Origin of the sequence: Mycobacteroides abscessus ATCC 19977 (assembly GCF_000069185.1) — a bacterium.
Lineage (GTDB): Bacteria > Actinomycetota > Actinomycetes > Mycobacteriales > Mycobacteriaceae > Mycobacterium > Mycobacterium abscessus.
Genome location: NC_010397.1, coordinates 4,306,078 through 4,331,436, shown reverse-complemented (window position 1 = coordinate 4,331,436; position 25,359 = coordinate 4,306,078). Strand labels below are relative to the sequence as shown.

The window sequence follows — 25,359 nt, the reverse complement described above, 5'->3', positions numbered from 1 at the left end:
CAAGCGGGGGTTTCCGGACAATTTGTATTAGTAACTTATAGTACCGGTTATGGGGCGGGTGGGAGCATCCGGCCAGACGGGTACGCTGACCAACCATGGCTGCCACGAATTCGGCGCGTCCCGTGGCGCTGATCACCGGGCCTACTTCGGGCCTGGGCGGTGGCTTCGCCCGTAAGTACGCCTCGCAGGGCTACGACGTGGTGCTCGTCGCCCGTGACGAGCAGCGCCTGGGCGCCCTGGCCGATGAGCTCACCTGTCGCTTCGGCGTGTACGCCGAGGCGCTGCCGGCCGACCTGGCCGACGCCGCCGATCGTGCGCGCGTCGCCGACCGCCTCGCGGCGGGGGTGTCGGTGTTGGTCAACAACGCCGGATTCGCAACCGCCGGTGAGTTCTGGACCGCGGCGCCGGAGCTGCTGCACTCACAGCTCGACGTAAACGTCACCGCCGTCATGGAACTGACCCGCGCGGCATTGCCGTCCATGATCGAGGCAGGCGCCGGCACCGTCATCAATGTCGCGAGCGTGGCAGGCCTGGTATCCGGCCGTGGCTCGACCTACTCGGCGTCCAAGGCGTGGGTGGTTTCCTTTACCGAAGGGCTGGCAAATGGATTGTTGGGCACCGGCGTCGGCATGCACGTCTTATGTCCCGGATTCATCCATACCGAATTTCACGAGCGGGCCGGCATTGAGATGGGCACCATCCCGGAGTTCATGTGGCTTCAGGTCGACGACGTGGTCAACGCGTGCCTGCACGACATTGCCGCCGGTAAGGTTCTGATCGTTCCCGGGGTGCAGTACAAGGCCATCACGTCGGTAACGCGGCTAATCCCAAGAGGTTTGGTTCGAAAATACAACAGCGTGGTAGGACGGGGTCGTGGCAGAACTTGATTTAGGACCGGATCTCAATGCGGCCGATCGCGACGAGCTGGCGGCCCTGGTCCGCGATATCGCGGTGGTGCACGGCAAGGTGACGTTGTCGTCGGGTAAGGAGGCCGACTACTACGTCGACCTGCGCCGCGCCACGCTGCATCACCGTGCCGGGGCTCTGATCGGTCGGCTGGTGCGTGAGCTGACCGCTGACTGGGACTATGCCGGCGTGGGTGGCCTGACCCTGGGGGCCGATCCGGTTGCCACCGCCGTCATGCATGCGCCGGGGCGGCCCATCGATGCGTTCGTGGTGCGCAAGTCTGTGAAAACTCATGGTATGCAACGACTTATCGAGGGATTCGATGTCGTAGGGCAGCAGGTCCTGGTGGTGGAGGACACCAGCACCACGGGCGGGTCCGCGCTCACCGCGGTGCATGCGGTGCGCCAGGCCGGGGGAGAGGTGATCGGGGTGGCAACAGTCGTCGATCGCGATACCGGTGCCGCCGAGGCCATTCGCGCCGAAGGTGTCCCGTATCGGTACGTGCTGGGACTGGCGGATCTCGGCCTGGCCGGATCGTGACCTGCCGCAGGGCCCTGCTCGCTCTGCTCGCTGGGGTCCTGGTCTTGGCGGGCTGTTCGAAAGAACCTGAGAAGCAACTGGTTTACGGTGCTCAATCCGCCAAGATCGGCGAGACACAGAGTCTGCTGGGCTGGAACCTGAGTGTCGCCAATCTGCGATTCCAGAACGGTTATGTGCTGATCGACGTCACGGGCGCTGCCGCCAGGGCGGGAGACAAGCCCAGTCCCGCCGCGGAGCTACGCTTCGGCTTGTACGGTTCACTGTCACACCCACTGGAAGCGCCCGCGTTGAGTGGCTGCGCCGGGTTGGCCGATCTCTCGATACATCCTCTGGCCGTACTGGCACCGGATCAGCTCAGTGGCACGGTGTGCTTGGGTCCCATGCAAAACCAGAGTGCGGTGCGCGGTGTGTACGCCTACTCGGCCAAAGACCGCATCGCCGGAACCACCGTGGCCTATCCGGTGGCCTACCCGATGGGTCTGTTGCCCACTCCGCAGAATGATTCGGGTTTGGTGATCACCACCAAGAGCATGGAGGCATGGCGCGCCAGCGGTCAGCAGATCAGTCAGGTGGACCTGGGCGATCCGAATGCCTTCACCGGCAACGGGTACTCATTACTGGGGCTGAATATTTCGGGGGTCGCGGCGCGTTATCGCGACGAGTCGGCAGCGCGCGGCGGTCCGCTCATGGTGACGGTGGCGCCCACGCTGCCCGGGCCGGGCCTCCCGCGCAGTTGTGCGGTCTACGGGGCATCGGTGCTGGTGCTCCCGGACGCCGCCCTCGATGCGGTGCAGCTGCAGCCTTCGCTGTGCCTGCAGGGTGAGATCAATGCGGCGGTGCTCGCCGGCACGCTCTCGGTGATCGGCACCCACGCGGCTGTCTGGATGAACCGTGAGTAAGGACTCGCAGGACGGCCCCGCCGAGCCGTCGCTGTGGGGAGCGACCGGCAACGGCGTGGGCCCATGGGAGCTCGAGCGCGGTTTGCCGCTACCGGAAGATCCGCGGTATGACCCGGAGCTTTTGCGTGACGGGGATGCCCGCAATGTGGTCGACGCCTATCGCTATTGGCGACGCGAAGCCATCGTCGCCGACATCGATCGCAGGCGGCACCGGCTCCATATCGCCATCGAAAACTTCGAGAACGACGCCAATATCGGAACGGTGGTGCGCACGGCCAATGCGTTCGCGGTGCACACGGTGCACATCGTCGGCCGGCGGCGCTGGAACCGGCGTGGCGCCATGGTCACGGACCGCTATCAGCACCTGATGCATCACGACAGCACCGACGAGCTACTGGATTACGCGAAGCGGGCAGGGTTGACGGTGGTCGCCGTGGACAATGTGCCGGGCTCGGTGCCCCTAGAGACGGCTGAGCTGCCCGTGGACTGCTTGTTGGTGTTCGGTCAGGAGGGTCCGGGCGTCACCGATGCGTCGAAAAGCGGTGCGGTCATGACGGTTTCGATTGCGCAGTTCGGGTCTACGCGCAGTATCAACGCCGGGGTGGCGGCGGGAATCGCCATGCATGCGTGGGTCCGTCAGCATGCCGACCTGGACGGCGCCTGGTGAGCACGCCACTCCGGCGAGATGACATCTAGGGACGTATCGATCGAGAAGCGCTGTCCCTGAATGTCATCTCGCCCCCTAGTATCGGGTGCATGGACGTGCTGTGGGCAAACCGCGCCAGTAGCGCCGAAGCTGCGATTACCGCAAGACATCTGTCGCCACTGTGGCATCTGCCCGGCATGCAATTGGGCGTCGTCACGTGGCCGCCGGCGCCGGGTGCAACCTGGTTCAAGAACTGGCACTACTGGTGGCAGGCGCATCTGCAGGACTGTTTGATCGATGCGCAGTTGCGCGACCCACGCCCGGATCGGCTCAAGTACATCGCGGATATGCAACGCGCGCATCGCTTTCGCAATGTCTTCATGTGGACCAACCAGTACTACGACGATATGGCGTGGTTGGCGCTGGCCATGCAGCGCGCCTCCGAGCTATTGGGCCTGGAGCGGCCGCGTGCGCTGAATCGCTTGCGACAGCAGTTCCTCGATGCCTGGATGCCGCAGTACGGGGGCGGCATCCCATGGCGCAAGCAGGACAGGTTCTTCAACGCACCCGCCAACGGGCCCGCGGCAATCGTGTTGGCGCGCACCGGGAGAGTATGGCGAGCCGAGGTGATGTCCGACTGGATCGACAAAACCTTGGTCGATCCCGATTCGCATCTGGTGATCGACGGCATCCAAGAGGACGGCACCCTCGAGCGGGCCACCTACACCTACTGCCAGGGCGTGGTGCTGGGGTTGGAAACCGAGTTGGCGGTGCGGACCGCCGAGCCGCGGCACGCCCAGCGGGTGCATCGCCTGGTCCGCGCGGTCAGGGATCTGATGACCGAGGACGGTGTCATCCGGGGCAGCGGTGGCGGAGATGGCGGGCTGTTCAACGGCATTCTGGCCCGCTACCTGGCGCTGGTGGTCACGCTGCTCCCGCAGAACTCGCCACAGGACGCCGATGCGCGCGCCACGGCCCGGGACATCTTGCTGGCCTCGGCAGAGGCTGCATGGGCCAATCGGCTGACCGTGGAGAGTCTTCCGTTGTTCGGCGCCGACTGGACGCGGACGGCCGATCTGCCGACCGCGCAATCCGCGGCATCGCAGTTTGTCGCCGGTGCCGTCAATCCGTCGAAGGTGCCCGAGCGGGATCTGTCGGTGCAGTTGTCCGGGTGGATGCTGCTCGAGGCCGCGCACGTGGTCGCCTGATATGGCACGCGAGGATTTCAGCTTCCTTCACCCGTTACGGGTGCGGTGGGCCGAGGTGGACATGCAGGGCGTGGTCTTCAACGCTCACTATCTGGCGTACTTCGACGTTGCACTCACCGAGTACTGGGAAGCGCTGACCGGCGCCCGCAACGCGGATGGTGACGGAGTCTTCGAGCATCTCTACGTGGTGAAGTCCGTCATCGACTATCACGCGTCGGCCCGTTTCGACGACGTGGTCGATATCGGGGTGCGTATTGCCCGCCTGGGCCGGGCAAGCATGACCTGCCACTTCGAAATTCACCGCGGCGGTGAGCATCTGATCACCGGTGAGACGGTCTATGTGCACGCGGTCGACGGCAGCTCCGTGCCGTTTCCGGATGCGTTCCGTTGCAAGGTGGCCGAATTCGAGAGGACTCAGCCGACCTTGTAGTGGATCGGGTTAGTGGATCGGGCCGCACGCCGAGATCTGCGTTTTGCACGGAAAGTGCGGGTAGACCTCTACATTTCGTCGATCTCGACGAAATCTCAGGCCCCGGTCGGTGTCTCGGAGCCCTCGGCGGTCTTTCCGGCCTTGCGGCGGCGCATCCATTCCAAGAACATCGGCGCCACCGAGGCCAGCACGATCAGAATGAAGATCGGCTCCAGCAGCTTCTGGATGATCGGGAACTGGCCAAGCCAGTAGCCGAGCAGCGTGATGCCGACGCCCCAGACCACCGCGCCCACGATGTTGTACAACGCGAAGATCGGGTAGCTCATTCGGGCGGCGCCGGCCGTGATGGGGGCCAAGGTGCGCACGATGGGTACGAACCGGGCGATCACGATCGCGAACGGGCCGCGTTTCTCGAAGAAGGCGTGTGCCTCGTCGAGGTAGCGCTGTTTGAGGAAACGCGCGTCGGGTTTGAACATCGAGGTACCGATGCCGCGGCCGATCCAGTATCCGACCTGCCCGCCCAGGATGGCCGCGATCGGGATGAACACCAAGAGCTGCCAGAGCTGGAAGTTGGCCTGTGGAGCGCCCTCGGCGGCCGCGGCCGCGGCGCTCCCCGCCGCCAGCATGCCCGCCACGAACAGCAGCGAGTCGCCGGGCAACACCGGGAACAGCACACCCGATTCGACGAAGATCACCACCAGCAACCCGAGCAGCGCCAAGGTTCCGAACTGCCCGAGCAGCTTGACGGGGTCCAGGAAGCTGGGCATGAGGGCCAGGGTGGTCGTCGACGAAGCCAGGATCACGGCGCCAAGAGTACCGGCGCGAACTGATGGAAACCTGCCTGGCTTATGGTGAGGGGCGATTCCTCAGAGCCCAGAACCGACCGCTCAGAACTGACATGGAGGTCACCCAAGTGCCCATCGCGACGCCCGAGGTCTACACCGAGATGCTGAAGCGGGCCAAGGAGCATTCCTTCGCCTTCCCGGCCATCAACTGCACGTCCTCGGAAACCATCAACGCCGCCATCAAGGGATTCGCGGATGCCGGTAGTGACGGCATCATCCAATTTTCCACCGGTGGAGCTGAGTTCGGCTCGGGTCTGGGTGTCAAGGACATGGTGACCGGTGCCGTGGCGCTCGCCGAGTTCGCGCATGTCGTGGCCGCCAAGTACGACATCACCGTCGCACTGCACACCGACCACTGCCCCAAGGACAAGCTGGACACCTACGTGCGCCCGCTGCTGGCCATCTCGCAGGAGCGTGTCAACGCCGGCCAGGCTCCGTTGTTCCAGTCGCACATGTGGGACGGCTCCGCGGTGCCGATCGACGAGAACCTGACCATTGCCGCTGAACTGTTGAGTGCTGCTGTCAAGGCAAAAATCATCCTCGAGGTTGAGATCGGCGTCGTCGGTGGTGAAGAGGACGGTGTCGAGGCAGAGATCAACGAGAAGCTGTACACCTCCTCCGAGGACTTCGAGAAGACGGTCGACGCGCTCGGCGCCGGAGACAAGGGTCACTACTTGTTGGCGGCCACCTTCGGCAACGTGCACGGTGTGTACAAGCCCGGCAACGTCAAGCTCAAGCCGGAGGTGCTGGCCGAGGGCCAGAAGGTGGCCTCGGCCAAGCTGGGTCTGCCGGAGGGCTCCAAGCCCTTCGATTTCGTGTTCCACGGCGGCTCCGGCTCGCTGAAGTCGGAGATCGAGGACTCGCTGCGCTATGGCGTGGTGAAGATGAACGTCGATACCGACACCCAGTACGCCTTCACCCGCCCGATCGCCGCGCACATGTTCTCCAACTACGACGGCGTGCTCAAGATCGACGGCGAGGTGGGCAACAAGAAGACCTACGACCCGCGCAGCTACCTCAAGAAGGCCGAGGCCAACATGAGCGTGCGTGTCGTGGAGGCCTGCAATGACCTGAAGTCGGCCGGACGGTCGGTTTCTGCCGGGTTGGCATAAGCCGTTGCCCCGAGTGTGAGCATCACCGCTCGCACTCGGGGGAGGCGGAGTTAATCCGACTGACAGATCTTCCACTGGTTATCGCGGAACTGCAGATCAAAGCTCCGCGATGACCGAGTCTGCGGCGCGAACGCCATGAACGACGTGACGTTGGCCTCGGCGTGCTCGCCATTGACGACGACCTCGTCGATGCTGGCCACCACCGGATACTGTTTGGCCGCGGCCACCTTCTGGTATGTCTGCGACCATTCGCCGTCGGGGTAGCGCACGTAGCCGTCACGGGTCTCGCCGCACGTGATAGTGCGCAGAGCGGCCAGGTTTCCGGTCTGGATGGCGTTGTCGTAGTTCTGAATGCTGTTGCGTACCAGCTCTTCTTGCGATGCCTTCGGTGTGCTGGTCCGAGAGATGATCACGGCTGCCAGCACGATCACCGCCGCCAGCGCGGCGACGACGAGTGCCAGCGCGATGACCCAGCCCCAGCTGCGCTTCTCTTCCTTACGGGGTGCGATCGTCTCGGGGGTAGCGGCCTTCGGCCGTGCCTGGGTCGCCAGCGGCTGGATGAATTCGGTCTTGGGATCGTCGCCGACCGGGTCGATCATCTCGGTCTTGTTGGCGTCAAAGCCCGGTGCCGTGTAGCGCGGAACGTCGGGCTTGGCCGGAGCCATCACGACGGTCTGGGCGTCGTCGAGCGGGGGGACCGGACCGGTGTCTGTGTTGTCCTCGGTATCGGACACCTCCGGGGCATTCGCGGCGCCTTCCGGCTGCTCGGCGGACTCCGTAGGCTCCTCGCCTCGTGCGTCGGGCTTGGCCTCGGAGTTTCCACCGGTGGGGTTCGCCATGCGTTTCGTTCCTTATCCGTGCTTAGCGCTCTTTCGCGCAGGCGCGATCGACCGCGCCCACCCTATCGCGATCTCGGGAGGCGGTTCGCGTCAGAATGGTTTCCATGAGTCTTTCCGATGAGTTCTCCCTGATGTCCAATGCATGATCTGCTGGGGCCCGAGCCGGTGCTGCTGCCCGGAGATGACGATGCCGAATCGGCCCTGCTCAACGGGCAGGACCCGGCCGCGGTAGCGGCGGCGTACCCCGCGGCGTCGATCGCCTGGGCTGAGCTGGCCGAGAACGCGCTGGACGACGACGGATCCATCGCCAGCATCGTGACCGCCTACGCATTCGCACGCACCGGCTATCACCGGGGCCTGGACCAGTTGCGGCGAAACGGGTGGAAGGGCTTCGGCCCGGTGCCGTATTCGCATGAGCCCAATCGCGGCTTCCTGCGTGCGGTGGCGGCACTGGCGCGTGCCGCCAAGCTGATCGGTGAGGACCACGAGTACGCGCGGTGCTGCGACCTGCTCGACGATTGCGATCCGGCCGCGCGCCCCGCCTTGCTTCCTGCCTGACTCCACGTCCCGCCGAACGTCCCGTCGACATGCCGTGTTACGGCGGCAATGTGCGATACGAACCCGCCACCAGGCGGCGTGTCGACGCGGTGAGATAGTGCGGCTAGAGCAGCTTGCTCCAGAAACGGAACAGCCAGCCGCCGATCTGGGCCAGGGCGGGGTCGACGCCGAGGTAGGCCACGATCCAATACACCGCGCCGAAGAATGCCCGGTTGACCGGCGGCGACATCAGCAGTGCGAACAGGATGAGGAAGCCGAACGTCTTGGCGTTGCCGAGCGTGCGCTGCGTGTTCGGACTCAGATGGGGTTCGAGCGCGCCGTAGCCGTCCAGACCCGGCACTGGCAGCAGGTTGAGCACCACGGCGGTCACCTGAAGAAATCCGAGATAGGCCATGGCGGCCCAGAACACGACGTGCTCGCGATCGGCGAAAAGAGCTGTCGTCCCGAGGATTAGCACCGCGAGGATCGCATTCGCGGTGGGGCCCGCGAGGCTCACGATGGTGCGCTGCCGGTTGGTCATGCCTGCGGTGTGCACGTACACCGCACCACCGGGAAGTCCGATACCGCCGAGCGCGATGAATACCAGCGGCAGCGCTATGGACAGCACCGGATCGGTGTATTGCAGCGGGTTCAACGTCAGATAGCCGCGCGCTTGGGTATCGCCGAAGCGCCACGCGGTGTACGCATGGCCGAACTCATGGAGGCACAGCGACACGATCCAGCCGGCAAACACGAAGACGAACACCCCGCCGCGGGCCAATGGTTCGGTCGAATCACCGCCCAGCCAAGCGAACACCGCCCCGGCAACGGTGAGCGCGACGAGCACCAGGAAGACCGGGCTGGGGCGGACCGACTGCTTCACGTTCACGGCAAGAAGCTACCGGACAAGCAACCAGCTCTGCTGATGCCGATAGAACGTGGATCGGGTGACCGGGCGGGGGCCCGCGACGCCGTCCCGGACGACGACGGCGCCCACGGTGCCCAGCTGAGCGGCCCGTCCGGTGACCCAGCGACGGGGAAGGAGCCGTGTCCGGCCGCGCACCGAGGCTCGTAGGCCCGGCATGGATTCGGTGGGTTCGACGTCGACCAGCGCGGCGCCGTCGAACAGCAGGGTGTCGTCGACGGTTGCCTCGCCGGTGACCGGGGTGCCGTCGCTGCTCTGCCACGATGCGCGCCCGGCAAGAGCGGTGCCGGTGTCGTCCCGGATGAGCGGTACCCGCTGCGCACGTCCCCTGCGCGCCCGCCGTGCCGCGCCGAACCCGATCCGGTAGATCCGCCGCGCGCGCGACGGCCGATCCGGCACGAAACCCAGTTCCACATCCAGTCTCTCGGCGCGCATCAGTCGCGTCAGGACTTGCCCTAGATCGCCATCGCCGCCCACCACGATGAACCGCGCCGGCCCGTCCGGCAGCGCGTCGACGAGCGCGCGCACCGCACCGGATCCGTCCACCCGGTCCACGGGGAGGTCACGCAGAATGCGGGGCAGTCGGCGGGTGCCGAACAGCAAAACCCGCGCCGCCGCCGTTTCGGTGACGCTCGGGGTACTCACCAGCGACCTCCTTCGTCGGTCCGAATACGTACAAAGCCCGTGGCCTGCGATACAGTGGCTCACCGGCTGAACAACATTTTGCACGCGCAGCGCTGCGCCGCGATGGCCCGCGGTGGGGGCTGCCAACAGGGAAGCGCAGAGAACGCACATGCCGGCAATAGTCCTGATCGGAGCTCAATGGGGCGACGAGGGGAAAGGCAAGGCGACCGACCTGCTCGGTGGCTCGGTTCAATGGGTAGTCCGCTACCAAGGCGGTAACAACGCCGGACACACTGTGGTGTTACCCAACGGGGAGAATTTCGCCCTGCATCTGATCCCGTCGGGCATCCTCACCCCGGGGGTGACGAACGTCATCGGCAACGGTGTCGTCGTCGATCCCGGCGTGCTGCTGACCGAACTCGCGGGCCTGGAGGAGCGGGGGATCGACACCTCGGGCCTCATCCTGTCCGCGGATGCGCATCTGTTGATGCCGTACCACGTCGCAATCGACAAGGTGACCGAAAGATATTTGGGATCTAAGAAGATTGGCACCACCGGCCGCGGTATCGGGCCCTGCTATCAGGACAAGGTGGCGCGCATCGGGATCCGGGTCGCCGACGTCCTGGACGAGGAATCGCTGCGCCAGAAGGTGCATGCCGCACTGGAATTCAAGAACCAGGTGCTGGTCAAGATCTATAACCGCAAGGCGCTGGACCCGGATCAGGTTGTCGATGGGGTGCTCGAACAGGCCGAGGGATTCAAGCACCGCATCGCCGATGCCCGCCTACAGCTCAATCAGGCGCTCGAGCGCGGCGAGACGGTGCTGTTGGAGGGCTCTCAGGGCACGCTGCTCGACGTCGATCACGGCACGTATCCCTTTGTGACGTCCTCGAATCCGACTGCCGGTGGCGCGTCGGTGGGATCCGGTATCGGCCCCACCCGGATCACCACAGTGCTGGGGATCCTCAAGGCCTACACCACACGGGTTGGTTCTGGCCCGTTCCCCACCGAGTTGTTCGACGAACACGGCGCGTACCTGGCCAAGACCGGTGGCGAGGTGGGCGTCACCACCGGCCGCGCCCGGCGCTGCGGCTGGTTTGACGCCGTCATCGCGCGCTACGCGACCCGGGTCAACGGCATCACCGACTACTTCCTGACGAAACTGGACGTGCTGTCCAGCTTGCAGACAGTACCGATCTGTGTCGGCTACGAGGTGGACGGCAAGCGCACCAACGAAATGCCGATGACCCAGAGCGAGATCTACCGCGCCACACCGGTTTACGAAGAGCTCCCGGGTTGGTGGGAGGACATCTCGGGTGCGCGCCAGTTCGAGGACCTGCCTGCCAAGGCGCAGGATTACGTGCTGCGTCTCGAGGAGCTCGCCGGTGCGCCGATGTCGTGCATTGGCGTCGGGCCGGGCCGGGATCAAACGATCGTGAGGCGGGACATACTCTCGCGGTCATGACTGCCGATGGGGACAGACTCGCCGCACTGCACGAAGAGATGAATCGGGCAATCCGTGAGATCGACGGCGAGCACAGTGGAGGGTTCCCGCAGTACTCGCCGTCCTCGGTGGGGCCGGGGTTCGGCCGTTTCCTGACGGCCATGCGCCGGTTGCAGGATCTTGCGGTGTCCGCCGATATGGACGATCCGCGCTGGGATGAGGCGGCCGACCTCACCGAGAAGCTCGTCGAGCTCATGGACCCCTTCGAGGCCCCGGAGGGCGTGGGCCCCGCCAACCGGGTCGCCGACGAGCCCGCCAACGGACATCTGCTGCTGCCCCCCTGGTTCATCGACAAGGCTGGCCCGGACGGTATCGAGGCCCACGGTGACTTCCCGCGGTTCTACCTGGGCGGTAACGGCGCCGTGCACGGTGGCATCCTGCCGTTGCTGTTCGACCACCTCTTTGGCATGACGGTGATCATGGCGGGCCGCACCATCAGCCGCACCGCCTTCCTGCACGTCAACTATCGACAGGTGGTGCCGGTGGGCGTGCCGCTGACCGCGAGCAGCCGCATCGACGAGGTGGATCGGCGCAAGGCCTTTGTCTCGGCGGAGCTGTGCGACGCGCATGGCGTGGTGCTGGCCGATGCCAACGGGCTGATGGTCCAGCTGCTGCCCGGCCAGCCCTAGCCGGCCAGGCGATCGGGATCGCGCACAAGCCCCTCTCAGGCGAGCGCGATGGGCACGATCGACAGCAGCCCGGGCACCACCAGCGCCAGGCTGCCCGCGAGGGCCAGCAGCCTGCGGAACAGGTTGTCCTGTTCGTCGGCCGCGCTGTTGCCGATGATGAGGGTGCCCGCCACGTGAATCGGGTTCATCACCATCAAGGCCGCGGGCACGCAGACGGCGCATACCACCCAGAACATCTGGGCCGGTTCGGTGAAGGTGGAAAACACGATCGGCATCATCAGCCCGAGAACTCCGAGTGTCGAGCTCTCGATGTTGCACAACAGCGCAGTCAGATAGGCGAGGACGAGGATGAGCACCGCACCCGTGCCGAGGCGGTGCAAGACGCTCGCGATCGAATCGATGGTTCCGATCTTTTGCATCAGTCCGAGGTAGGTGAGCAGGCCGCACAGCAGCAGGATGCTGGGCCATGGAATCCGCGCGAGCAGCGACCGCTCGTGCGGATGGAACGCGATCTGCATGAGCGCGGCCAGCGCAATCGCGGTCACCCCGACATCGGTTTTGACGACCACCACGAGTAGCACGAAGGTCAGCAGTGCCAGGCCCGCGCACCAGGCGTACCGAAGCGAAGGACTTTCGGCCGCATCGGTTTCCGTGGCAGCGGCGGGCGCCGGGGTGAGGTCGAAGCCCCCGCCGCGGCGGCGCCGAAACGCGTCGAGCAGTTGCAGGCACAGCACCACCAGGGCCGCGACCACCATGGAGACGGCCCACAGCGCCCATCCCGGATAGTCGACGTGAAATTTGGTGGCGGCGGCGCGCACGACCGCACCCGTCGGGTTCAGCGGGGAGAGGCCGGCGCTGTTGGCCCCGATCACCACGCCCAGTTCGCACAGATAGAAGCTGCTGCGGTACCGCACGGCGACGTGTGCCACCAGGGGCACCAGGAATGCGATGACGGCCGTTGAGAAGGCGCCGGCCGTGGACAGGATGGCGCCGACGAGGAAGCCTGCCCACGGCAGCAAGACGTGACGATCGCCGACGGCCCCGTACACCAATTCCACGAACCAGCTCAGGGTGCCGCTGCGTTCCAGGTGTGCGAACAACAGTGAGACACCGACGATCAGTGCGAAGATGTCGCCCGGAAATGTCGTGTACATCGCCTTGGCGTCCAGACCCGAGAGCGCAAGGACGGGCAACGCGGCACCCAGTGCCAGCACCCCGATGTTCATCCGTCGCCAGATCGCGGCCGCCAACACGACGACCAACATGATGAGCGAAAGAATTTGGGCGGCAGACACTGAGGTGACCTTCCGGAACGTACGGGCACGGCCTGCGACCGGCAACGGGACATGGCTGCGAGCTGCCACCGTACCCGTTACATCTGGCAGGTAGCTGGCAACGGCGGCCGCGCCGATGCCCGGCTGGCGTTAGCGGTCGGCCTGGTTCATGGTGGCCTCTTCGAGGTCCAGGCCGCGCAACACGGTGCGCAGCACTTCGTCGTCGATATTGCCGGCGTCGCGTTCGGCGATGAACACCGCTCGTTCGGTTTCCAGCATCTCCAGCCGCAGGTTCCGGAACGCGGCCATCGGGCTTTCGCCGGCGTCCTCATCGCTGCGTCCGAGACGCTCCCAGGCCGCGTTGCGACGGCGGGTGTTCCAGTGCCGCAAGATTTCCGCGGCGCGGCTGCGGACATTGGTGTCCTCGATGCCGTCGTTGTCGTCAAGCAGTTCTTCCAGCCGGTCGGCGGCCGCGCGGGCGGCCTTGTCCTGGGCGGCGGCTTCGGCCAGGGCATCCTTGCGTTCGTCGTCACTCTGCACGCCGAGCACACGAATCACCCACGGCAACGTAAGGCCGTGCAGCAGCAGGGTTCCCACGACAACGACAAAGGTAAGGAACACGATGTGCGGATGCCCCGGCAGTGGTTCGCCGGTGACCGTGCTGAGCGGAACCGCGAAGGCCATCGCCAGCGACACCACGCCGCGCATACCGGCCCACGCCACCACGAAAACTCCCCGCGCCGAGGGACGCTGGCCCGGCGGCCGCAGGTAGGCGAACGCGAAGACGAACACGATGCGGACCACGATCACCGTGGTCAAAACCGCTACGGAGGACAGCACGATGGTGTTGAAGGACAGTCCGCGCAGGCCCGCCACGACCTTGGGCAACTGCAATCCGATGAGCAGGAACGCGAAGGATTCGAGCAGCAGCTGCACGGCCTTCCACACCGCGTCGTCCTGCAGCCGGGTGGCGTAACCCGCGTGTACCGAACGGTGTCCCAGCATCAGACCCGCGACCACCACGGCGATCACGCCGGAACCGTGAATCTCCTCGGCCAGCAGGTAGGCGAAGAACGGCACCACCAGACCGATGGCGCTCTCGGAGAGTGGATCGTCGAGCTTGCAGCGGATGATGTTCACCAGTTTGCCGATGACAAATCCGACGAACACCCCACCGACGGCCGCGAGCGCGAAAATCCTGAACCCGTCGGCCACGGTGGCACCCAGCCCGATCGCCGCGGCGATAGCAACCCGGTAGGCGGTGAGCGCGGTGGCGTCGTTGAGCAGACTCTCGCCGCCCAGCAGCGTCATGATGTTGCGCGGCAGGCCCAGGCGCCGGCCAATGGCGGTGGCCGAAACCGCGTCCGGTGGGGCCACGATGGCGCCGAGCACCATCGCACCGGCCAGGGGCAGCTCGGGTACCGCGTAGAACGCCACGAAGCCCACTGCGACGGTGGTAACCAGCGGAAGCAGCACCGCGAGGCTGGCGACCGCCCTGACGTTCTTGCGCAGGTTGACGTACGAGCTTTCCAGCGCCGTCGTGTAGAGCAGCGGGGGCAGGATCACGAACAGCACAAGGTCCGGATCCATCTCGATGGACGGCAAACCTGGGATGGCGGTGGCTGCCAAACCGGTTACGACCAGTACCAACGGGGTAGCAAGTCCGAATCGGCGGGAAATCGCGGCCAGAACCAGCGCGGCCGTGAGTACCGCCAACAATGAAACGTTCACGTTCGTATTCTGTGCGCAGAGCGGTTGGAGCATCCACGTGGGCATGCGAGAGGACAGATATGAAGCGGCTGTTTCGGCGTGGATCATCCGGGCCCGCCCCGGCACCCGACTCGGGTCTTTGTCCGGAGCTGGCCGCGGCCGCCGGGCAAGACCCACGGCCGCGTACCCCCGGCGCATGCGAGGATTGTGCGGCTCTGGGTGAGCACGTGTGGGCGCACCTGCGGATGTGCCTGCGGTGCGGTCGGGTCAGCTGCTGCGATTCCAGCCCCCACCAGCACGCCACCGCACATTTTCATGCCACCGGGCACCCGGTGATGCGCTCACACGAGCCGGGTGAGGACTGGCGCTGGTGCTACGTCCACAGCACTCTCGGTTGAGGATATGTGGCAATCTGGCACGCTAGGCACGGTCCAATAGGGCTTGCAGACCGACCGGAAGGCGTGAACGGCATCGTGGTGACGCAGGAGGGTTCGCCCCCCAGCGAGCAGGGGACGGCGACGTCAGCAGACATCGTCGAGCCCGTGCCCGCAGCGGCGGCGCCCGTGACCGAAGAGGCGGTACGGGCCACCAACGGCGCCAAGTCCGGTTCCAAGACCGCCAAGGCCGCCACGCCCGTGGAAGCCGTCGGGAAGACCGTCGAGGCCGGAGCGCCCGCACCGGAGGCCGTCGCGGACCTCGCCGAAGGCCACACCGAGGATCGGACCGGGCAGGCTGTTCCGCAGCCTCCGGAGGCCCCAGCGCCCGCGGACCTGCCGGCCGACGAGGCAGAGCCCCCGGCCGGGAACCGCACCACCGTCATGCTGCTCGGATCGGGTGAGTTGGCCAAGGAGCTGGCCATCTCGTTCCAGCGGCTGGGTGCCGAGGTCATCGTGGTGGACACCGGAAAGGGCGGACCGGCGCAGGGGGTGGCGGATCGTGCCGTGCTGGCGCCCATCGGTGAATCAGAGCGCCTGTACGAGCTCATCGAAAAGGAACGTCCCCGGTTCGTGGTGCCATTGGTCGAGGCGGCGTCGCGTGAGGCGCTGGACAAGCTGGCCGAGGGCGAGGTCACGCAGGTGATTCCCACCGCCAAGGCCGTTCGGCTCGCCGGTGATCGTGAGGGGATGCGGCGGATGGCGGCCGAGGAACTCGGCTTGCCCACCCCCACCTACTGGTTTGCCAACTCGGTCGAAGAGCTACGCACGGTGCTGGAGACGTCGGGGTTCCCGGCGGTGGTGCGCCCGGTGGCGGCGGCGTACGGCCAAGGCCAGTCCGTGGTGCTGCGCGACGGTGACGTCACACCGGCCTGGGAACAGGCCATCGCGGCCAATATCGGCGGCGGCCAGCGGGTGATGGTGGAAACCGCGGTAGATATCGACTACGAGATCACGCTGCTGACGGTGCGCACCGCCGGAATCGGCGGCGCTACCAGGCTGTACTTCTGCGAGCCCATCGCGCACCGGCAGAGCGGGACCGATGCGATGCAGATGTGGCAGCCGCAGCCGTTGAGTCAGGCGGCCCTGGAGCTAGCGCGATCGATCGCCGCCCGTGCCGTCAATGCGCTTGGTGGGCACGGCGTTTACGGTGTCGAGCTGTTTGTCCGTGGCGACGAGGTCTACTTCTGCGATGTGAGTGCACGGCCCTATGACTCCGGGCTGGTGACCGTGCGGTCCCAGCGGCTGTCGGAATACGACATGCACGCCCGCGCTGTCCTGGGAGCACCCGTCGACACCATCTTGGTGTCGCCGGCGGCCGCCGAAGTGGTCTATGGCGACGGAGACGGCCCCTCGCCACGACAGCTCGACCAGGCACTACAGACACCGGAGAGCGACCTTCGGGTGTTCGGGCATACGGAGGCGCATCGCCGCCGCCGGGTGGCGGTGGCACTGGCGACGGCCCCCAACACCGCCTTGGCGCTGAACCGCGCGCAGCAGGTTGCCAGGCACCTGCGGTGACCGGGCAGGACGAGGCGCCGGACGGCGGCTCCGAAGACCGCGGCAGTATCGGCCCGTTTGTCGCCGGCGCGGTGATCTTTGGAATCGTGGTGATCGCTATCGCGGTATCGACGTTCTTCCGGTCGGGCGACGGCCTCACCCCGGAAGGTCGCGTGGGCAGGGCTGTTGTCGCGCAGAACGATGCGTTGCAGCGCCACGCCTACGCGGACTATCTGAAGGCGACATGCCGCGCCATCGTCACGCCGGAGCAGAATGTTCTTGCCGCACAGGAAAAATCCGAGACAGCGCACGGGAATCGCTTCATAGACGACGTGAAAGATGTCAAGATCGGCGCCGATACCGCCACCGCCTCGGTGACGTATCACTACATGAAATCCGAGAACAACAAGCTCACTGCGGACGTCTCCTTCGTCAAGGAAGACGGGTCGTGGAGGGTGTGCAGTCAGTACTGACGGTCTTCGCGCAAGCGGCTCATCACAACCAATAGACTGGCTCTTCGTGGGCTACGCAGGAGATATCACCCCGGAGGCGGCGTGGGCGCTGCTGAAGGAAAACCCGGAAGCCGTGCTGGTCGATGTGCGCACGTCAGCGGAGTGGAAGTGGGTCGGGGTGCCCGACCTCACCGAGCTCGGCCGCGATGTCGTGTACGTCGAGTGGGTGCGCTCCACCGGTGAACGCAACGGCGAGTTCCTTGAAGAATTGGCGGCTGCCGGGGTCACCGGGCCCTCCCAAGGCGATGATCGTCCGGTGATCTTCCTGTGCCGGTCCGGAAACCGATCGATCGGCTCGGCCGAACTGGCCACCGAGGCGGGAATCACGCCGTCCTACAACGTGCTTGACGGATTCGAGGGCAACCTCGACGAGAACGGGCACCGGGGCGGTGTCGGTTGGCGCGCCATCGGCCTGCCGTGGCGGCAGTCATGACTCAGACTCCCAGCGGCGGCTCATCGGTGCGGATTCCGAAGGCACTGCCCGACGGCGTGAGCCAGGCGACTATCGGCGTGCGCGGTGGACTGTTGCGCTCAGAATTCGAGGAGACCGCCGAGGCGATGTACCTGACCTCCGGGTATGTCTATGAGAGCGCGGCCGCTGCGGAACGCGCCTTCACCGGCGAGGTCGATAGGTATGTGTACTCCCGTTACGGCAACCCCACGATCTCCATGTTCGAGGAGCGGCTGCGGCTGATCGAGGGTGCCGAGGCGGCATTCGCGACGGCGACGGGCATGTCGGCCGTCTTCACCGCGCTGGGTGCGTTACTCGGTGCCGGTGACAGGCTGGTCGCTGCCCGGAGCCTGTTCGGGTCCTGTTTCGTGGTGTGCAACGAGATCCTGCCCCGTTGGGGTGTGGAGACCGTGTTCGTGGACGGCGAGGACATCTCCCAATGGGAGGAGGCGCTGTCGGTTCCCACGCAGGCCGTCTTCTTTGAAACCCCTTCCAATCCCATGCAATCGCTCGTGGACATCGAGGCGGTGTGCACTCTGGCGCATGCCTCGGGTGCAAAGGTGGTGCTGGACAACGTCTTCGCGACACCGCTGCTGCAACAGGGCATCCCGCTGGGAGCCGATGTGGTGGTCTACTCGGGCACCAAGCACATCGACGGGCAGGGGCGGGTGCTCGGTGGCGCCATCCTGGGTGAGACCGAGTACATCGAGGGTCCCGTCAAGACGCTGATGCGACACACCGGACCTGCACTTAGCCCCTTCAATGCCTGGACGCTTGTGAAAGGCCTTGAAACACTGGATCTTCGGGTGCGTCACGCCAATGACTCCGCCTACAAGATCGCGCAGTTCCTGGAGCAGCACCCGGCGGTGCGCTGGGTGCGTTACCCGTTCTTGGGCACGCATCCGCAGTACGAGCTGGCCAAGCGGCAGATGCGTGGCGGCGGCACCGTGGTGACCTTCGAGCTCGACGCCGACGGCGACGCGGGCAAGCAACGGGCCTTTCAGGTGCTCGACGGGACGTCGCTCATCGACATCTCGAACAACCTGGGCGACTCCAAGTCGCTCATCACCCACCCGGCTACCACCACGCACCGGGCCATGGGGCCGGAGGGCCGGGCGGCGATCGGGCTGTCCGATGGCGTGGTGCGGTTGTCGGTTGGGCTGGAGTCCACCGACGACCTCATCGCGGACCTGGAACGGGCGCTCGGCTAACTCGGGCTAGCTTTAGTTAGCAGGGGCTAGCACTGCGGGAAGTTCCTTTGTAGTATCCCGTCATGACGCAACGAAGCGTTCATTTCGCGGTACTGGTGTTTGCCGCAGTGGTCATGACGGCTGCTGCCACCGCCTGTTCGATGTCTGATTTCGTGGGCGGCGCCGTGGAGCGCACCACATATCCGCCGATCACGCCCATTCCGCCGCCTCCACCGGGTGTCAGCACGCTGCCCGCGGACTTTCCCCGCGACATTCCGGTCATCAAGGGCATCTATCGCCAAGACGGTCAGGGTGATTCCCGGACCCTGGCGGTGAGCGGCGTTGACCCGTCGGCGGTGCCTGCCGCTGGCAAGCTCCTAACCGACGCGGGGTTCGAGCACCAAACCGTGCTGGGGCAGGACGCGTATCTCAACAACAAGTACACCGTGCTGGTGGTCGGCGACGACCTTGGCGGAACGTTCACGCTGCGGTACACGGTGATGCCGATGACCGGTGTGCCCGCCATGCCGAGTGTCGCCTTCCCGCCGTTGATCTGAGGAGCCGAGGATGTCGCACCAATACAGTCCGGCGTTCGAACGGGCAGGTCGCTTCGTGGCCAAGCACGCCAAACTGGTGGTGCTGGCCTGGCTCGCGGTCGGCGTCCTGGTCAACACCGCCTGGCCGCAGCTGGAGCGGGTGGCCAATGAGCATTCGGTCAGCCCGCTGCCGACGGGTGAGGTGAGTCCCGCGCTGGCCTCGATGAAGGAGATGGGAAAGGCCTTCGGCCGCCCCGGAATCGACAATGCCGTCATCATCGTGATGCACGGTGACAAGGGGTTTGACGCCGATGCGCAGGCTCGATATTCGGCGTTGATCGAGCGGCTGCGGGGGAACACGGAGTACGTCACTTTTGTCCAGGACCAGCTGGGCGACCCGCGAATGCGCAACAATCCGGTGGCTCGTAAGCAGGTTCTCAGCGAGGACGGCACCACCTGGTATGCGATGGCGGGCTTGGCCGGCGACCTCGGTACTCCACTGGCGCAGCGGGCATTTCGCTCCGTGGATGACTTGGTGAAGCAGACCTTCGCCGGCTCGGCCACCACGGCGAACATCACCGGTGCGGCCGGGACCGTGACCGATATGGGCAACGCCGCCCTGGGCGACCTTCCCAAGATCGGCGCGGTGACCGTGGTAGTTATCGGGCTGATTCTGTTGTTGGTGTTCCGGTCGTGGTTCACCGCGATGCTGCCCCTGCTGGTGATGGGAGTGAGTCTGCTCATCGCCCGCGGGGTCATTGCCGGGCTCGCCGAGCGCGGGCTGGTTCCGGTGTCCTCGGTGTCCGCCGGATTGATGATGGCCGTGCTGATGGGGGCCAGCGTGAACTACACGGTGTTCCTCGTGAGTCGATACCACGAGCGCATACGCGCGGGGGAGTCGCCGCCGGATGCGCTGGCACATGCCTGTGGCTCGATGACGCGCGTCATCCTGGCGACGGCGGCCACGGTGGCGATCGCGAACATCGCGCAGTTGACCGCCCGCCTTGCCTTCCTTGCGGCGGCCGGTCCCGCGGTATCGATGGGGGTGATCGTCGCGTTCTTCGTGGTCACCACGATGCTGCCGGCGACGCTGAGTCTGGCCGCCAAGCGAGGATTGGGACTGCCCGGATCCGATCGGGTCGACGTGTATTGGCACCGCATGGGTGTGAACATCGTGCGGCATCCCTGGCCCTTTTTCGGGGTGGCGACCGTCATCCTGTTGGCGGCCGCGTCCTTCGTGCCGTTCATGCGACCGAGTTTCGACATATCGAAGGTACTACCGGAATCGGCCCAGTCGAATCAGGGCATGCGGACGCTCAACGCGCATTTCCCCGCCAATTCGATAATGCCCCAATACCTTTTGGTCCAGGCCTCTTCCGATCTGCGCAATCCGCGTGCCTTGGCCGATCTGGACCAGATGGCCGAACGTATCTCCCAACTCAAGGGGGTGGGAAAGGTCGTGGGGATCACCCGGCCCGACGGGAACAAGCTCACTCAGGCCACCTTGGCGTGGCAGATCGGGTATATGGGAACCCAGATCGACAAGACGAGTGGTCAGGTCAACGCGGACCTGCGGCCGCAGTTGGAGCGGATGTCCAAGCTCGCCGACGTCATGTCGGCGATGACCAACGAGCTGGGCGACGGAGACCCGGCCCGGCTGCAACAGATGATGCCTCAAACGTTGGCGATGGCCAAAGAGCTTGAAGGGCAGCTCGATCGGTATCAGTCGCTGATATCGCAGATGGGCACGGTGGCAGGCATGGTGGATCAGCTGGCCACGATGGGTCCCTCGGTGGAGGCCACCTTCACCGCGCTCGACGCCGGGGCGTCGCTGGCCCAGACGCTGGCCGAATCCCCCTTCTGCCCGGTACAACCCGACTGCGTGACGTTGCGTGACCAACTCGTCGAGCTGCGCACCACCGGGCCGCTGTCCTCGGTGGAAAGTCTGCGCGAATCGGTCCGTGCGGTCACCGGCGGCAAGACGATCACCCAGCTGCTGGGCGATATGAATAGTCAGTTCAAGCAGATTCGCGGACTATTGGCCAAGTTGCCCGAGATGGAACGCAAGTTCGAGCGCATCGCGGGCTACTTCCAGCAGTTGCAGGGGCTGGGCGTCGACTTGAACTCGGTGAAGAACATGGGTGTGCGGATACGTGACCTGAACACTCAACTGGAAGACACAGTGCGGTCGATGGGGGAGGCGGCCGCCACCCTGCAAGGGATCGGCAAGAATTCTAATTCTGCTGCAGCATCAGGGTTCTCCGTGCCGGGGGCAATGTTGCAGAACCCGGGTTTCAAGGAGCTCAGTGCGGCGTTTCTGCAGGACGACGGACGTACCGCGATGTATATGATTCAGTCGCCGCTCAATCCCTATGGGCCAGAAGCGATGCAGCTGAGCCGCGATATGGAGCGCGTCGGCAACGAGGCCACACCCAATACCGCGCTGGCCGGCGCCAAGGTGTCGGTGGGTGGATTCCCTGCCATCAACGCGGACCTGAAGAAGGCCTACGACAGCGATCTGCGGGAGATCATCGTCGTCACGTTGCTCATCATCTTCCTGGTGATGTGCCTGCTGCTACGGGCCGTGGTGGCGCCGCTGTACCTACTGGGCACCGTGCTGCTGACCTATATCGCGTCACTGGGCATCGGCGTGTTGGTGTTTCAGGTTCTTCTTGGCCAACAACTGGATTGGGCCGTCCCGGCCATGACTTTCGTGCTCATCGTGGCGGTCGGGGCCGACTACAACATGCTGTTCATCTCTCGCCTGCGTGAGGAGAGCGCCCGCAACATGCGGGTAGGCATTATCCGCACCGTGCGGCAGACCGGGTCGGTGATTACCTCGGCCGGGCTGGTGTTCGCCGCCAGCCTGTTGGGCATGATGGTCGGGTCGGTCAATCAGATGGTGCAGATGGGATTCATCATTGGGGTGGGCATCCTGTTGGATACCTTTGTCGTCAGAACCCTGATGGTGCCGACGCTGGCGCAGGCCTTCGGCAAGCTCAGTTGGTGGCCGTCGAAGGCATGACTAGCCGTGGCTCACGAACTTGGTGGGCCGCAGATACAGGATGACCCGGTCGGCCTCGTCGCCGGTGCTCGTGCCAGCCCACGGCGCCTGGTACAGGTGGGCGAGTTCCTGAATAAAGGAGCCGGTGGGGTCGTCGTCGATCTGATCGATGGTGCCCCGCACCTCCAGATACCGGTACGGGTTGGTGGGGTCCAGGATCGAGAACGCGACCCGCGGCTCGGACTGGATGTTGCGGAACTTTGCCCGCTTCTTGGTGTGGGTGAACCGGACTCGCTCCCCATCCCAGTCGAACCACATGGGACTTGACTGTGCGCCACCGTCACCACCGACAGTGGCCAGGTGACCGTAGAGTCGCTGTTCCAGGAGATCTTCGAAGCCTGCGGGAATTTCTGCCATGCCCCATCCAAACATTCCGGCACCGCAGATGCTTCCCGGGCGACATGACGGATAGCGGCTGTTCGATTCGCCGGGAGCCAAAGACTGTTGTCGACTGGTCGGTGTTCCTAGGTTCGATCCCATGACATCGGCACCTGCTGCGCCTCCGCGCGCTCGGGTGGCTGACGAAGCCGCCGAGCCGGTGCTGCGCGTCCGGCGCCGCCCGCGCCCCGGGAATTGGATTCTTTCGGCCGTGGCCCTGGTTTTCGTCGCCATGTTCGTGCACGGCTTGGTGCGCAACCCGGGATGGGACTGGCCCACATTCGCGCGCTACTTCACCGCCAAGTCGGTGCTGGCGGCGCTCTGGCTCACTCTGCGGCTGACCTTCTACGGCACGGTGCTCGGCTTTCTCCTGGGGGTCGCGCTGGCCGCCGCGCGCCTGTCCAAGAACCCGGTACTACAGGCCATTTCATGGACCTACGTCTGGATCTTCCGTTCCATACCGCTGATCGTGCAGCTGCTGTTCTGGTTCAACATCGCCTACCTCTACGACACCATCGGCTTCGGTATTCCATTCGGCCCTGCCCTGTTCACCGTCGACACCAACGAGTTGCTCAGCGGGCTGACCGCCGCGGTGATCGGGCTGACCCTGCACCAGGGCGCCTACTTCGCCGAGATCATCCGGGGTGGCATCTTGTCCGTCGACGAGGGACAGCTGGAAGCCGCTGCGGCCCTCGGCATTCCCCGTCGCCGTCAGTTTTTTCGGATTGTGCTGCCCCAGGCCATGCGGTCGGTCATGCCCAACGCGGCCAACGAGGTCATCAGCCTGGTCAAGGGCACGTCCATCGTGTCCACGATGGCCATCGCCGATCTCTTCTATCAGGTGCAGGTCATTTTCGGGCGCAACGGACGAGTGGTACCGCTGCTCATGGTGGCCACGGCCTGGTACATCGTCATCACCTCGGTGCTGACCGTGGTGCAGTACTACATCGAGCGGCATTACGCCCGTGGTGCACATCGATGAGCACCATCGAGGTGCGCGGAGTGCGCAAGTCCTATGGTCAGGTCACCGCGTTACGTGATGTGAATCTGACTGTGCACCAGGGAGAGGTGACGGTCATCATCGGCCCGTCGGGGTCGGGTAAGTCGACGTTGCTGCGCGCACTGAACCATCTGGAGAAGGTGGACGCCGGGACGATACGTATCGACGGTGAGCTGATCGGATACCGCCAGCGCGGCTCGGTGCTCTACGAGCTGCCGGAGCGGGCCATTCTGCGACAGCGCTCGCAGGTCGGCTTCGTGTTCCAGAATTTCAATCTCTTCCCGCATCTGACGGTGCTGGAGAACGTCATCGAGGCGCCGTTGGCGGCGCGGCGGGCGCCGCGTGCCGAACTGGAGGCCGAGGCTACCCGGCTGCTGGAACGCGTGGGCGTCGCGGACAAGGCGGCGCAGTACCCGCGCAGGCTCTCCGGGGGACAGCAGCAGCGGGTGGCCATTGCCCGCGCTTTGGCGTTGCGTCCCAAGGTTATTCTGTTTGACGAGCCCACCTCGGCGCTCGACCCCGAACTGGTCACCGAGGTACTGGACGTCATCGCGCAGCTCGCGCGCGACGGCGCCACCCTGGTGATAGTGACGCACGAGATCGGACTTGCCCGGGAGATCGCCGACACCGTGGTGTTCATGGATCGCGGCGCCATCGTCGAGCAGGGGCCGCCGAAGGAGGTATTGGACAGCCCGTCGCATCCGCGTACGGCGAGCTTCTTGTCGAAGGTGCTGTCGTGAGGTTCCTTACCGTGCTCGTCTGCACCGCGCTGACGGTGCTGGCGGGATGCGCCGAGGGCGCGGCCCCGGGCTCGTCGTCATTTAATTTGAGTCCCGATCAGGACCGCGTGCGAGTTGCCAAGGTAGACGCCATCGCCGCCGAGGTGCCCGAGGGCATCCGCAAGCGCGGCACGCTCGTCGTGACCGGAGACGCCAATTCCTCGCCGCCACTGCGTTTCTACGCAGACGATGACAAGACCATGATCGGGATCGAGACGGATATCGCCTATCTGGTGGCCGATATTCTGGGGTTACGTGTCGACCTGCGTTCGGCGGATTGGGCACAGAACTTCGTCAAGGTGGACTCGGGTGAGGTCGATGCGTTCATCTCCAATGTGACGGTCACCGAGGAACGTAAGGAGAAGTTCGACTTTGCGACGTATCGTCTGGACAATGTCACGTTCGAGGCGCGGCGATCGCTGGATTGGAAGGTCAAGGGCGCCAGGGACATCGCGGGAAAGACGATCGGCGTCGGGTCGGGAACCAATCAAGAGGCGCTTCTGGTGCGCTGGAACGAGGAGAATGTCGCGGCGGGTCTGCCCGCGGCCGATCTGAAGTATTTTCAGCAGGCGACCGGTTACTACCTGGCCCTGGCCTCCGGCCGTATCGATGCCTACGTGGGGCCCAACCCGTCGGCGGTCTTTCATTCGGAGGCCACCGGCCAGACCAAATTGGTGGGCACCTTCTCAGGGGCCGGGGAGGCGCTGCAGGGGGAGATCGCGGTGCTCACCAAGAAGGACAACGGACTGGTGCGTGCCTATGCCGACGCCATCAACCACGCCATTGCCGACGGCACGTATCGTAAGGTGTTGCAGCGCTGGGGATTGGAAGACGAGGCAGTCGCCAAGTCGGAGATCAATCCTCGCGGACTACCCAGGCAAGGATGA

Annotated in this window: 27 protein-coding genes; 20 read left to right on the top strand and 7 right to left on the bottom strand. The window is 65.2% G+C overall.

Going from position 1 to position 25,359, the window contains the following annotated elements:
* Window positions 1–95: 95 nt before the first annotated feature.
* The 6 genes from MAB_RS21600 (at window position 96) to MAB_RS21575 (ending at window position 4,629) form a co-directional block, all read left to right on the top strand.
* Window positions 96–887: an SDR family NAD(P)-dependent oxidoreductase gene (locus MAB_RS21600; RefSeq protein WP_005085720.1), complete on the top strand. Its 792-nt coding sequence runs from the start codon at window positions 96–98 to the stop codon at window positions 885–887.
* Window positions 874–1,446 carry an orotate phosphoribosyltransferase gene (gene pyrE, locus MAB_RS21595; RefSeq protein WP_005085722.1) on the top strand — a complete coding sequence of 191 codons (573 nt, stop codon included), beginning with the start codon at window positions 874–876 and terminating at the stop codon, window positions 1,444–1,446. Before MAB_RS21600 ends, pyrE begins: the two co-directional genes overlap by 14 nt.
* On the top strand, window positions 1,443–2,345 hold the full coding sequence (locus tag MAB_RS21590; RefSeq protein ID WP_005085724.1) for a hypothetical protein: 903 nt from the start codon (window positions 1,443–1,445) through the stop codon (window positions 2,343–2,345). The genes pyrE and MAB_RS21590 overlap by 4 nt, the downstream gene beginning before the upstream one ends.
* On the top strand, window positions 2,338–3,012 hold the full coding sequence (locus tag MAB_RS21585) for a TrmH family RNA methyltransferase (RefSeq protein WP_005085726.1): 675 nt from the start codon (window positions 2,338–2,340) through the stop codon (window positions 3,010–3,012). Before MAB_RS21590 ends, MAB_RS21585 begins: the two co-directional genes overlap by 8 nt.
* An 89-nt stretch (window positions 3,013–3,101) precedes the next feature.
* Window positions 3,102–4,199 carry a glycoside hydrolase family 76 protein gene (locus MAB_RS21580; RefSeq protein WP_005085728.1) on the top strand — a complete coding sequence of 366 codons (1,098 nt, stop codon included), beginning with the start codon at window positions 3,102–3,104 and terminating at the stop codon, window positions 4,197–4,199.
* A 1-nt stretch (window position 4,200) separates the two neighbouring features.
* On the top strand, window positions 4,201–4,629 hold the full coding sequence (locus MAB_RS21575) for an acyl-CoA thioesterase (RefSeq protein ID WP_005100764.1): 429 nt from the start codon (window positions 4,201–4,203) through the stop codon (window positions 4,627–4,629).
* Window positions 4,630–4,724: 95 nt separating this feature from the next.
* Here the strand turns inward: MAB_RS21575 and MAB_RS21570 are convergent, their stop codons facing one another.
* On the bottom strand, window positions 4,725–5,432 hold the full coding sequence (locus MAB_RS21570; protein ID WP_005062515.1) for a DedA family protein: 708 nt from the start codon (window positions 5,430–5,432) through the stop codon (window positions 4,725–4,727).
* A gap of 110 nt (window positions 5,433–5,542) precedes the next feature.
* On the opposite strand from MAB_RS21570, the gene fbaA reads away from it, so the two are divergent.
* A complete protein-coding gene (gene fbaA, locus MAB_RS21565; RefSeq protein ID WP_005062510.1) occupies window positions 5,543–6,586 on the top strand; it encodes a class II fructose-bisphosphate aldolase in 1,044 nt (347 codons plus the stop codon).
* 50 nt (window positions 6,587–6,636) lie between these two features.
* Here the strand turns inward: fbaA and MAB_RS21560 are convergent, their stop codons facing one another.
* Window positions 6,637–7,425 carry an Rv0361 family membrane protein gene (locus tag MAB_RS21560; RefSeq protein WP_005085732.1) on the bottom strand — a complete coding sequence of 263 codons (789 nt, stop codon included), beginning with the start codon at window positions 7,423–7,425 and terminating at the stop codon, window positions 6,637–6,639.
* A gap of 138 nt (window positions 7,426–7,563) precedes the next feature.
* Here MAB_RS21560 and MAB_RS21555 point away from each other — a divergent pair, with 138 nt between their 5' ends.
* Entirely contained in the window at window positions 7,564–7,983 is a 420-nt protein-coding gene (locus MAB_RS21555; protein WP_005071391.1) for a DUF3151 domain-containing protein, read from the top strand.
* A gap of 103 nt (window positions 7,984–8,086) precedes the next feature.
* On the opposite strand, the gene MAB_RS21550 is transcribed toward MAB_RS21555, so the two are convergent.
* Both MAB_RS21550 and MAB_RS21545 read right to left on the bottom strand, forming a co-directional pair.
* Window positions 8,087–8,851: a site-2 protease family protein gene (locus tag MAB_RS21550; RefSeq protein WP_005112250.1), complete on the bottom strand. Its 765-nt coding sequence runs from the start codon at window positions 8,849–8,851 to the stop codon at window positions 8,087–8,089.
* A 9-nt stretch (window positions 8,852–8,860) separates the two neighbouring features.
* Complete coding sequence (locus MAB_RS21545; protein ID WP_005085739.1) at window positions 8,861–9,532, bottom strand: hypothetical protein; 672 nt, start codon at window positions 9,530–9,532, stop codon at window positions 8,861–8,863.
* A 148-nt stretch (window positions 9,533–9,680) separates the two neighbouring features.
* Between MAB_RS21545 and MAB_RS21540 the strand changes: the two genes are divergently transcribed.
* Both MAB_RS21540 and MAB_RS21535 read left to right on the top strand, forming a co-directional pair.
* A complete protein-coding gene (locus MAB_RS21540; protein ID WP_005085742.1) occupies window positions 9,681–10,976 on the top strand; it encodes an adenylosuccinate synthase in 1,296 nt (431 codons plus the stop codon).
* Window positions 10,973–11,644, top strand: coding sequence for a PaaI family thioesterase (locus tag MAB_RS21535; RefSeq protein ID WP_005086432.1), 672 nt, complete (start codon window positions 10,973–10,975; stop codon window positions 11,642–11,644). Before MAB_RS21540 ends, MAB_RS21535 begins: the two co-directional genes overlap by 4 nt.
* 35 nt (window positions 11,645–11,679) lie before the next feature.
* Here MAB_RS21535 and MAB_RS21530 read toward each other — a convergent pair whose 3' ends face one another.
* Together MAB_RS21530 and MAB_RS21525 are read right to left on the bottom strand one after the other, a co-directional pair.
* Complete coding sequence (locus MAB_RS21530) at window positions 11,680–12,939, bottom strand: SLC13 family permease (protein ID WP_005085746.1); 1,260 nt, start codon at window positions 12,937–12,939, stop codon at window positions 11,680–11,682.
* Between the two features lie 129 nt (window positions 12,940–13,068).
* On the bottom strand, window positions 13,069–14,649 hold the full coding sequence (locus MAB_RS21525) for a Na+/H+ antiporter (RefSeq protein ID WP_005085748.1): 1,581 nt from the start codon (window positions 14,647–14,649) through the stop codon (window positions 13,069–13,071).
* 59 nt (window positions 14,650–14,708) lie between these two features.
* Here MAB_RS21525 and MAB_RS21520 point away from each other — a divergent pair, with 59 nt between their 5' ends.
* The 7 genes from MAB_RS21520 (at window position 14,709) to MAB_RS21490 (ending at window position 22,276) form a co-directional block, all read left to right on the top strand.
* Complete coding sequence (locus MAB_RS21520) at window positions 14,709–15,026, top strand: UBP-type zinc finger domain-containing protein (protein WP_005112249.1); 318 nt, start codon at window positions 14,709–14,711, stop codon at window positions 15,024–15,026.
* Window positions 15,027–15,089: 63 nt separating this feature from the next.
* Window positions 15,090–16,583 carry a formate-dependent phosphoribosylglycinamide formyltransferase gene (purT, locus tag MAB_RS21515; protein ID WP_005085752.1) on the top strand — a complete coding sequence of 498 codons (1,494 nt, stop codon included), beginning with the start codon at window positions 15,090–15,092 and terminating at the stop codon, window positions 16,581–16,583.
* Complete coding sequence (locus MAB_RS21510) at window positions 16,580–17,035, top strand: Rv0361 family membrane protein (protein WP_005085754.1); 456 nt, start codon at window positions 16,580–16,582, stop codon at window positions 17,033–17,035. Before purT ends, MAB_RS21510 begins: the two co-directional genes overlap by 4 nt.
* A 46-nt stretch (window positions 17,036–17,081) precedes the next feature.
* Window positions 17,082–17,507, top strand: coding sequence for a rhodanese-like domain-containing protein (locus MAB_RS21505; RefSeq protein ID WP_005078099.1), 426 nt, complete (start codon window positions 17,082–17,084; stop codon window positions 17,505–17,507).
* Window positions 17,504–18,736, top strand: a complete 1,233-nt coding sequence (locus MAB_RS21500; protein WP_005085756.1) for an O-succinylhomoserine sulfhydrylase — start codon at window positions 17,504–17,506, stop codon at window positions 18,734–18,736. The genes MAB_RS21505 and MAB_RS21500 overlap by 4 nt, the downstream gene beginning before the upstream one ends.
* Window positions 18,737–18,798: 62 nt before the next feature.
* A complete protein-coding gene (locus tag MAB_RS21495) occupies window positions 18,799–19,272 on the top strand; it encodes a hypothetical protein (RefSeq protein WP_005112248.1) in 474 nt (157 codons plus the stop codon).
* Between the two features lie 10 nt (window positions 19,273–19,282).
* Complete coding sequence (locus MAB_RS21490) at window positions 19,283–22,276, top strand: MMPL/RND family transporter (protein ID WP_005086426.1); 2,994 nt, start codon at window positions 19,283–19,285, stop codon at window positions 22,274–22,276.
* Here MAB_RS21490 and MAB_RS21485 read toward each other — a convergent pair whose 3' ends face one another.
* Complete coding sequence (locus tag MAB_RS21485) at window positions 22,277–22,687, bottom strand: PPOX class F420-dependent oxidoreductase (protein WP_005112247.1); 411 nt, start codon at window positions 22,685–22,687, stop codon at window positions 22,277–22,279. It lies immediately after the preceding gene.
* A gap of 106 nt (window positions 22,688–22,793) precedes the next feature.
* Between MAB_RS21485 and MAB_RS21480 the strand changes: the two genes are divergently transcribed.
* The 3 genes from MAB_RS21480 to MAB_RS21470 are packed head-to-tail and all read left to right on the top strand — an operon-like array spanning window position 22,794 to window position 25,359.
* Window positions 22,794–23,675: an amino acid ABC transporter permease gene (locus MAB_RS21480; protein ID WP_005085761.1), complete on the top strand. Its 882-nt coding sequence runs from the start codon at window positions 22,794–22,796 to the stop codon at window positions 23,673–23,675.
* Window positions 23,672–24,433 (top strand): amino acid ABC transporter ATP-binding protein, encoded by a 762-nt coding sequence (locus MAB_RS21475; RefSeq protein ID WP_005086424.1) that lies wholly within the window; start codon window positions 23,672–23,674, stop codon window positions 24,431–24,433. The genes MAB_RS21480 and MAB_RS21475 overlap by 4 nt, the downstream gene beginning before the upstream one ends.
* The gene (locus MAB_RS21470; protein WP_005086423.1) at window positions 24,430–25,359 is read left to right on the top strand and encodes an ABC transporter substrate-binding protein; all 930 of its coding nucleotides are present in this window, start codon (window positions 24,430–24,432) and stop codon (window positions 25,357–25,359) included. The genes MAB_RS21475 and MAB_RS21470 overlap by 4 nt, the downstream gene beginning before the upstream one ends.

Bases quoted from the DNA above. Each gene is read 5' to 3' on its own strand.
- MAB_RS21600 (WP_005085720.1), top strand. From the start codon at position 96: ATGGCTGCCACGAATTCGGCGCGTCCCGTGGCGCTGATCACCGGGCCT.
- MAB_RS21580 (WP_005085728.1), top strand. From the start codon at position 3,102: ATGGACGTGCTGTGGGCAAACCGCGCCAGTAGCGCCGAAGCTGCGATT.
- MAB_RS21575 (WP_005100764.1), top strand. From the start codon at position 4,201: ATGGCACGCGAGGATTTCAGCTTCCTTCACCCGTTACGGGTGCGGTGG.
- MAB_RS21560 (WP_005085732.1), bottom strand. From the start codon at position 7,425: ATGGCGAACCCCACCGGTGGAAACTCCGAGGCCAAGCCCGACGCACGA.
- MAB_RS21555 (WP_005071391.1), top strand. From the start codon at position 7,564: ATGCATGATCTGCTGGGGCCCGAGCCGGTGCTGCTGCCCGGAGATGAC.
- MAB_RS21540 (WP_005085742.1), top strand. From the start codon at position 9,681: ATGCCGGCAATAGTCCTGATCGGAGCTCAATGGGGCGACGAGGGGAAA.
- MAB_RS21535 (WP_005086432.1), top strand. From the start codon at position 10,973: ATGACTGCCGATGGGGACAGACTCGCCGCACTGCACGAAGAGATGAAT.
- MAB_RS21520 (WP_005112249.1), top strand. From the start codon at position 14,709: ATGAAGCGGCTGTTTCGGCGTGGATCATCCGGGCCCGCCCCGGCACCC.
- MAB_RS21500 (WP_005085756.1), top strand. From the start codon at position 17,504: ATGACTCAGACTCCCAGCGGCGGCTCATCGGTGCGGATTCCGAAGGCA.
- MAB_RS21495 (WP_005112248.1), top strand. From the start codon at position 18,799: ATGACGCAACGAAGCGTTCATTTCGCGGTACTGGTGTTTGCCGCAGTG.
- MAB_RS21490 (WP_005086426.1), top strand. From the start codon at position 19,283: ATGTCGCACCAATACAGTCCGGCGTTCGAACGGGCAGGTCGCTTCGTG.
- MAB_RS21485 (WP_005112247.1), bottom strand. From the start codon at position 22,687: ATGTTTGGATGGGGCATGGCAGAAATTCCCGCAGGCTTCGAAGATCTC.
- MAB_RS21480 (WP_005085761.1), top strand. From the start codon at position 22,794: ATGACATCGGCACCTGCTGCGCCTCCGCGCGCTCGGGTGGCTGACGAA.
- MAB_RS21475 (WP_005086424.1), top strand. From the start codon at position 23,672: ATGAGCACCATCGAGGTGCGCGGAGTGCGCAAGTCCTATGGTCAGGTC.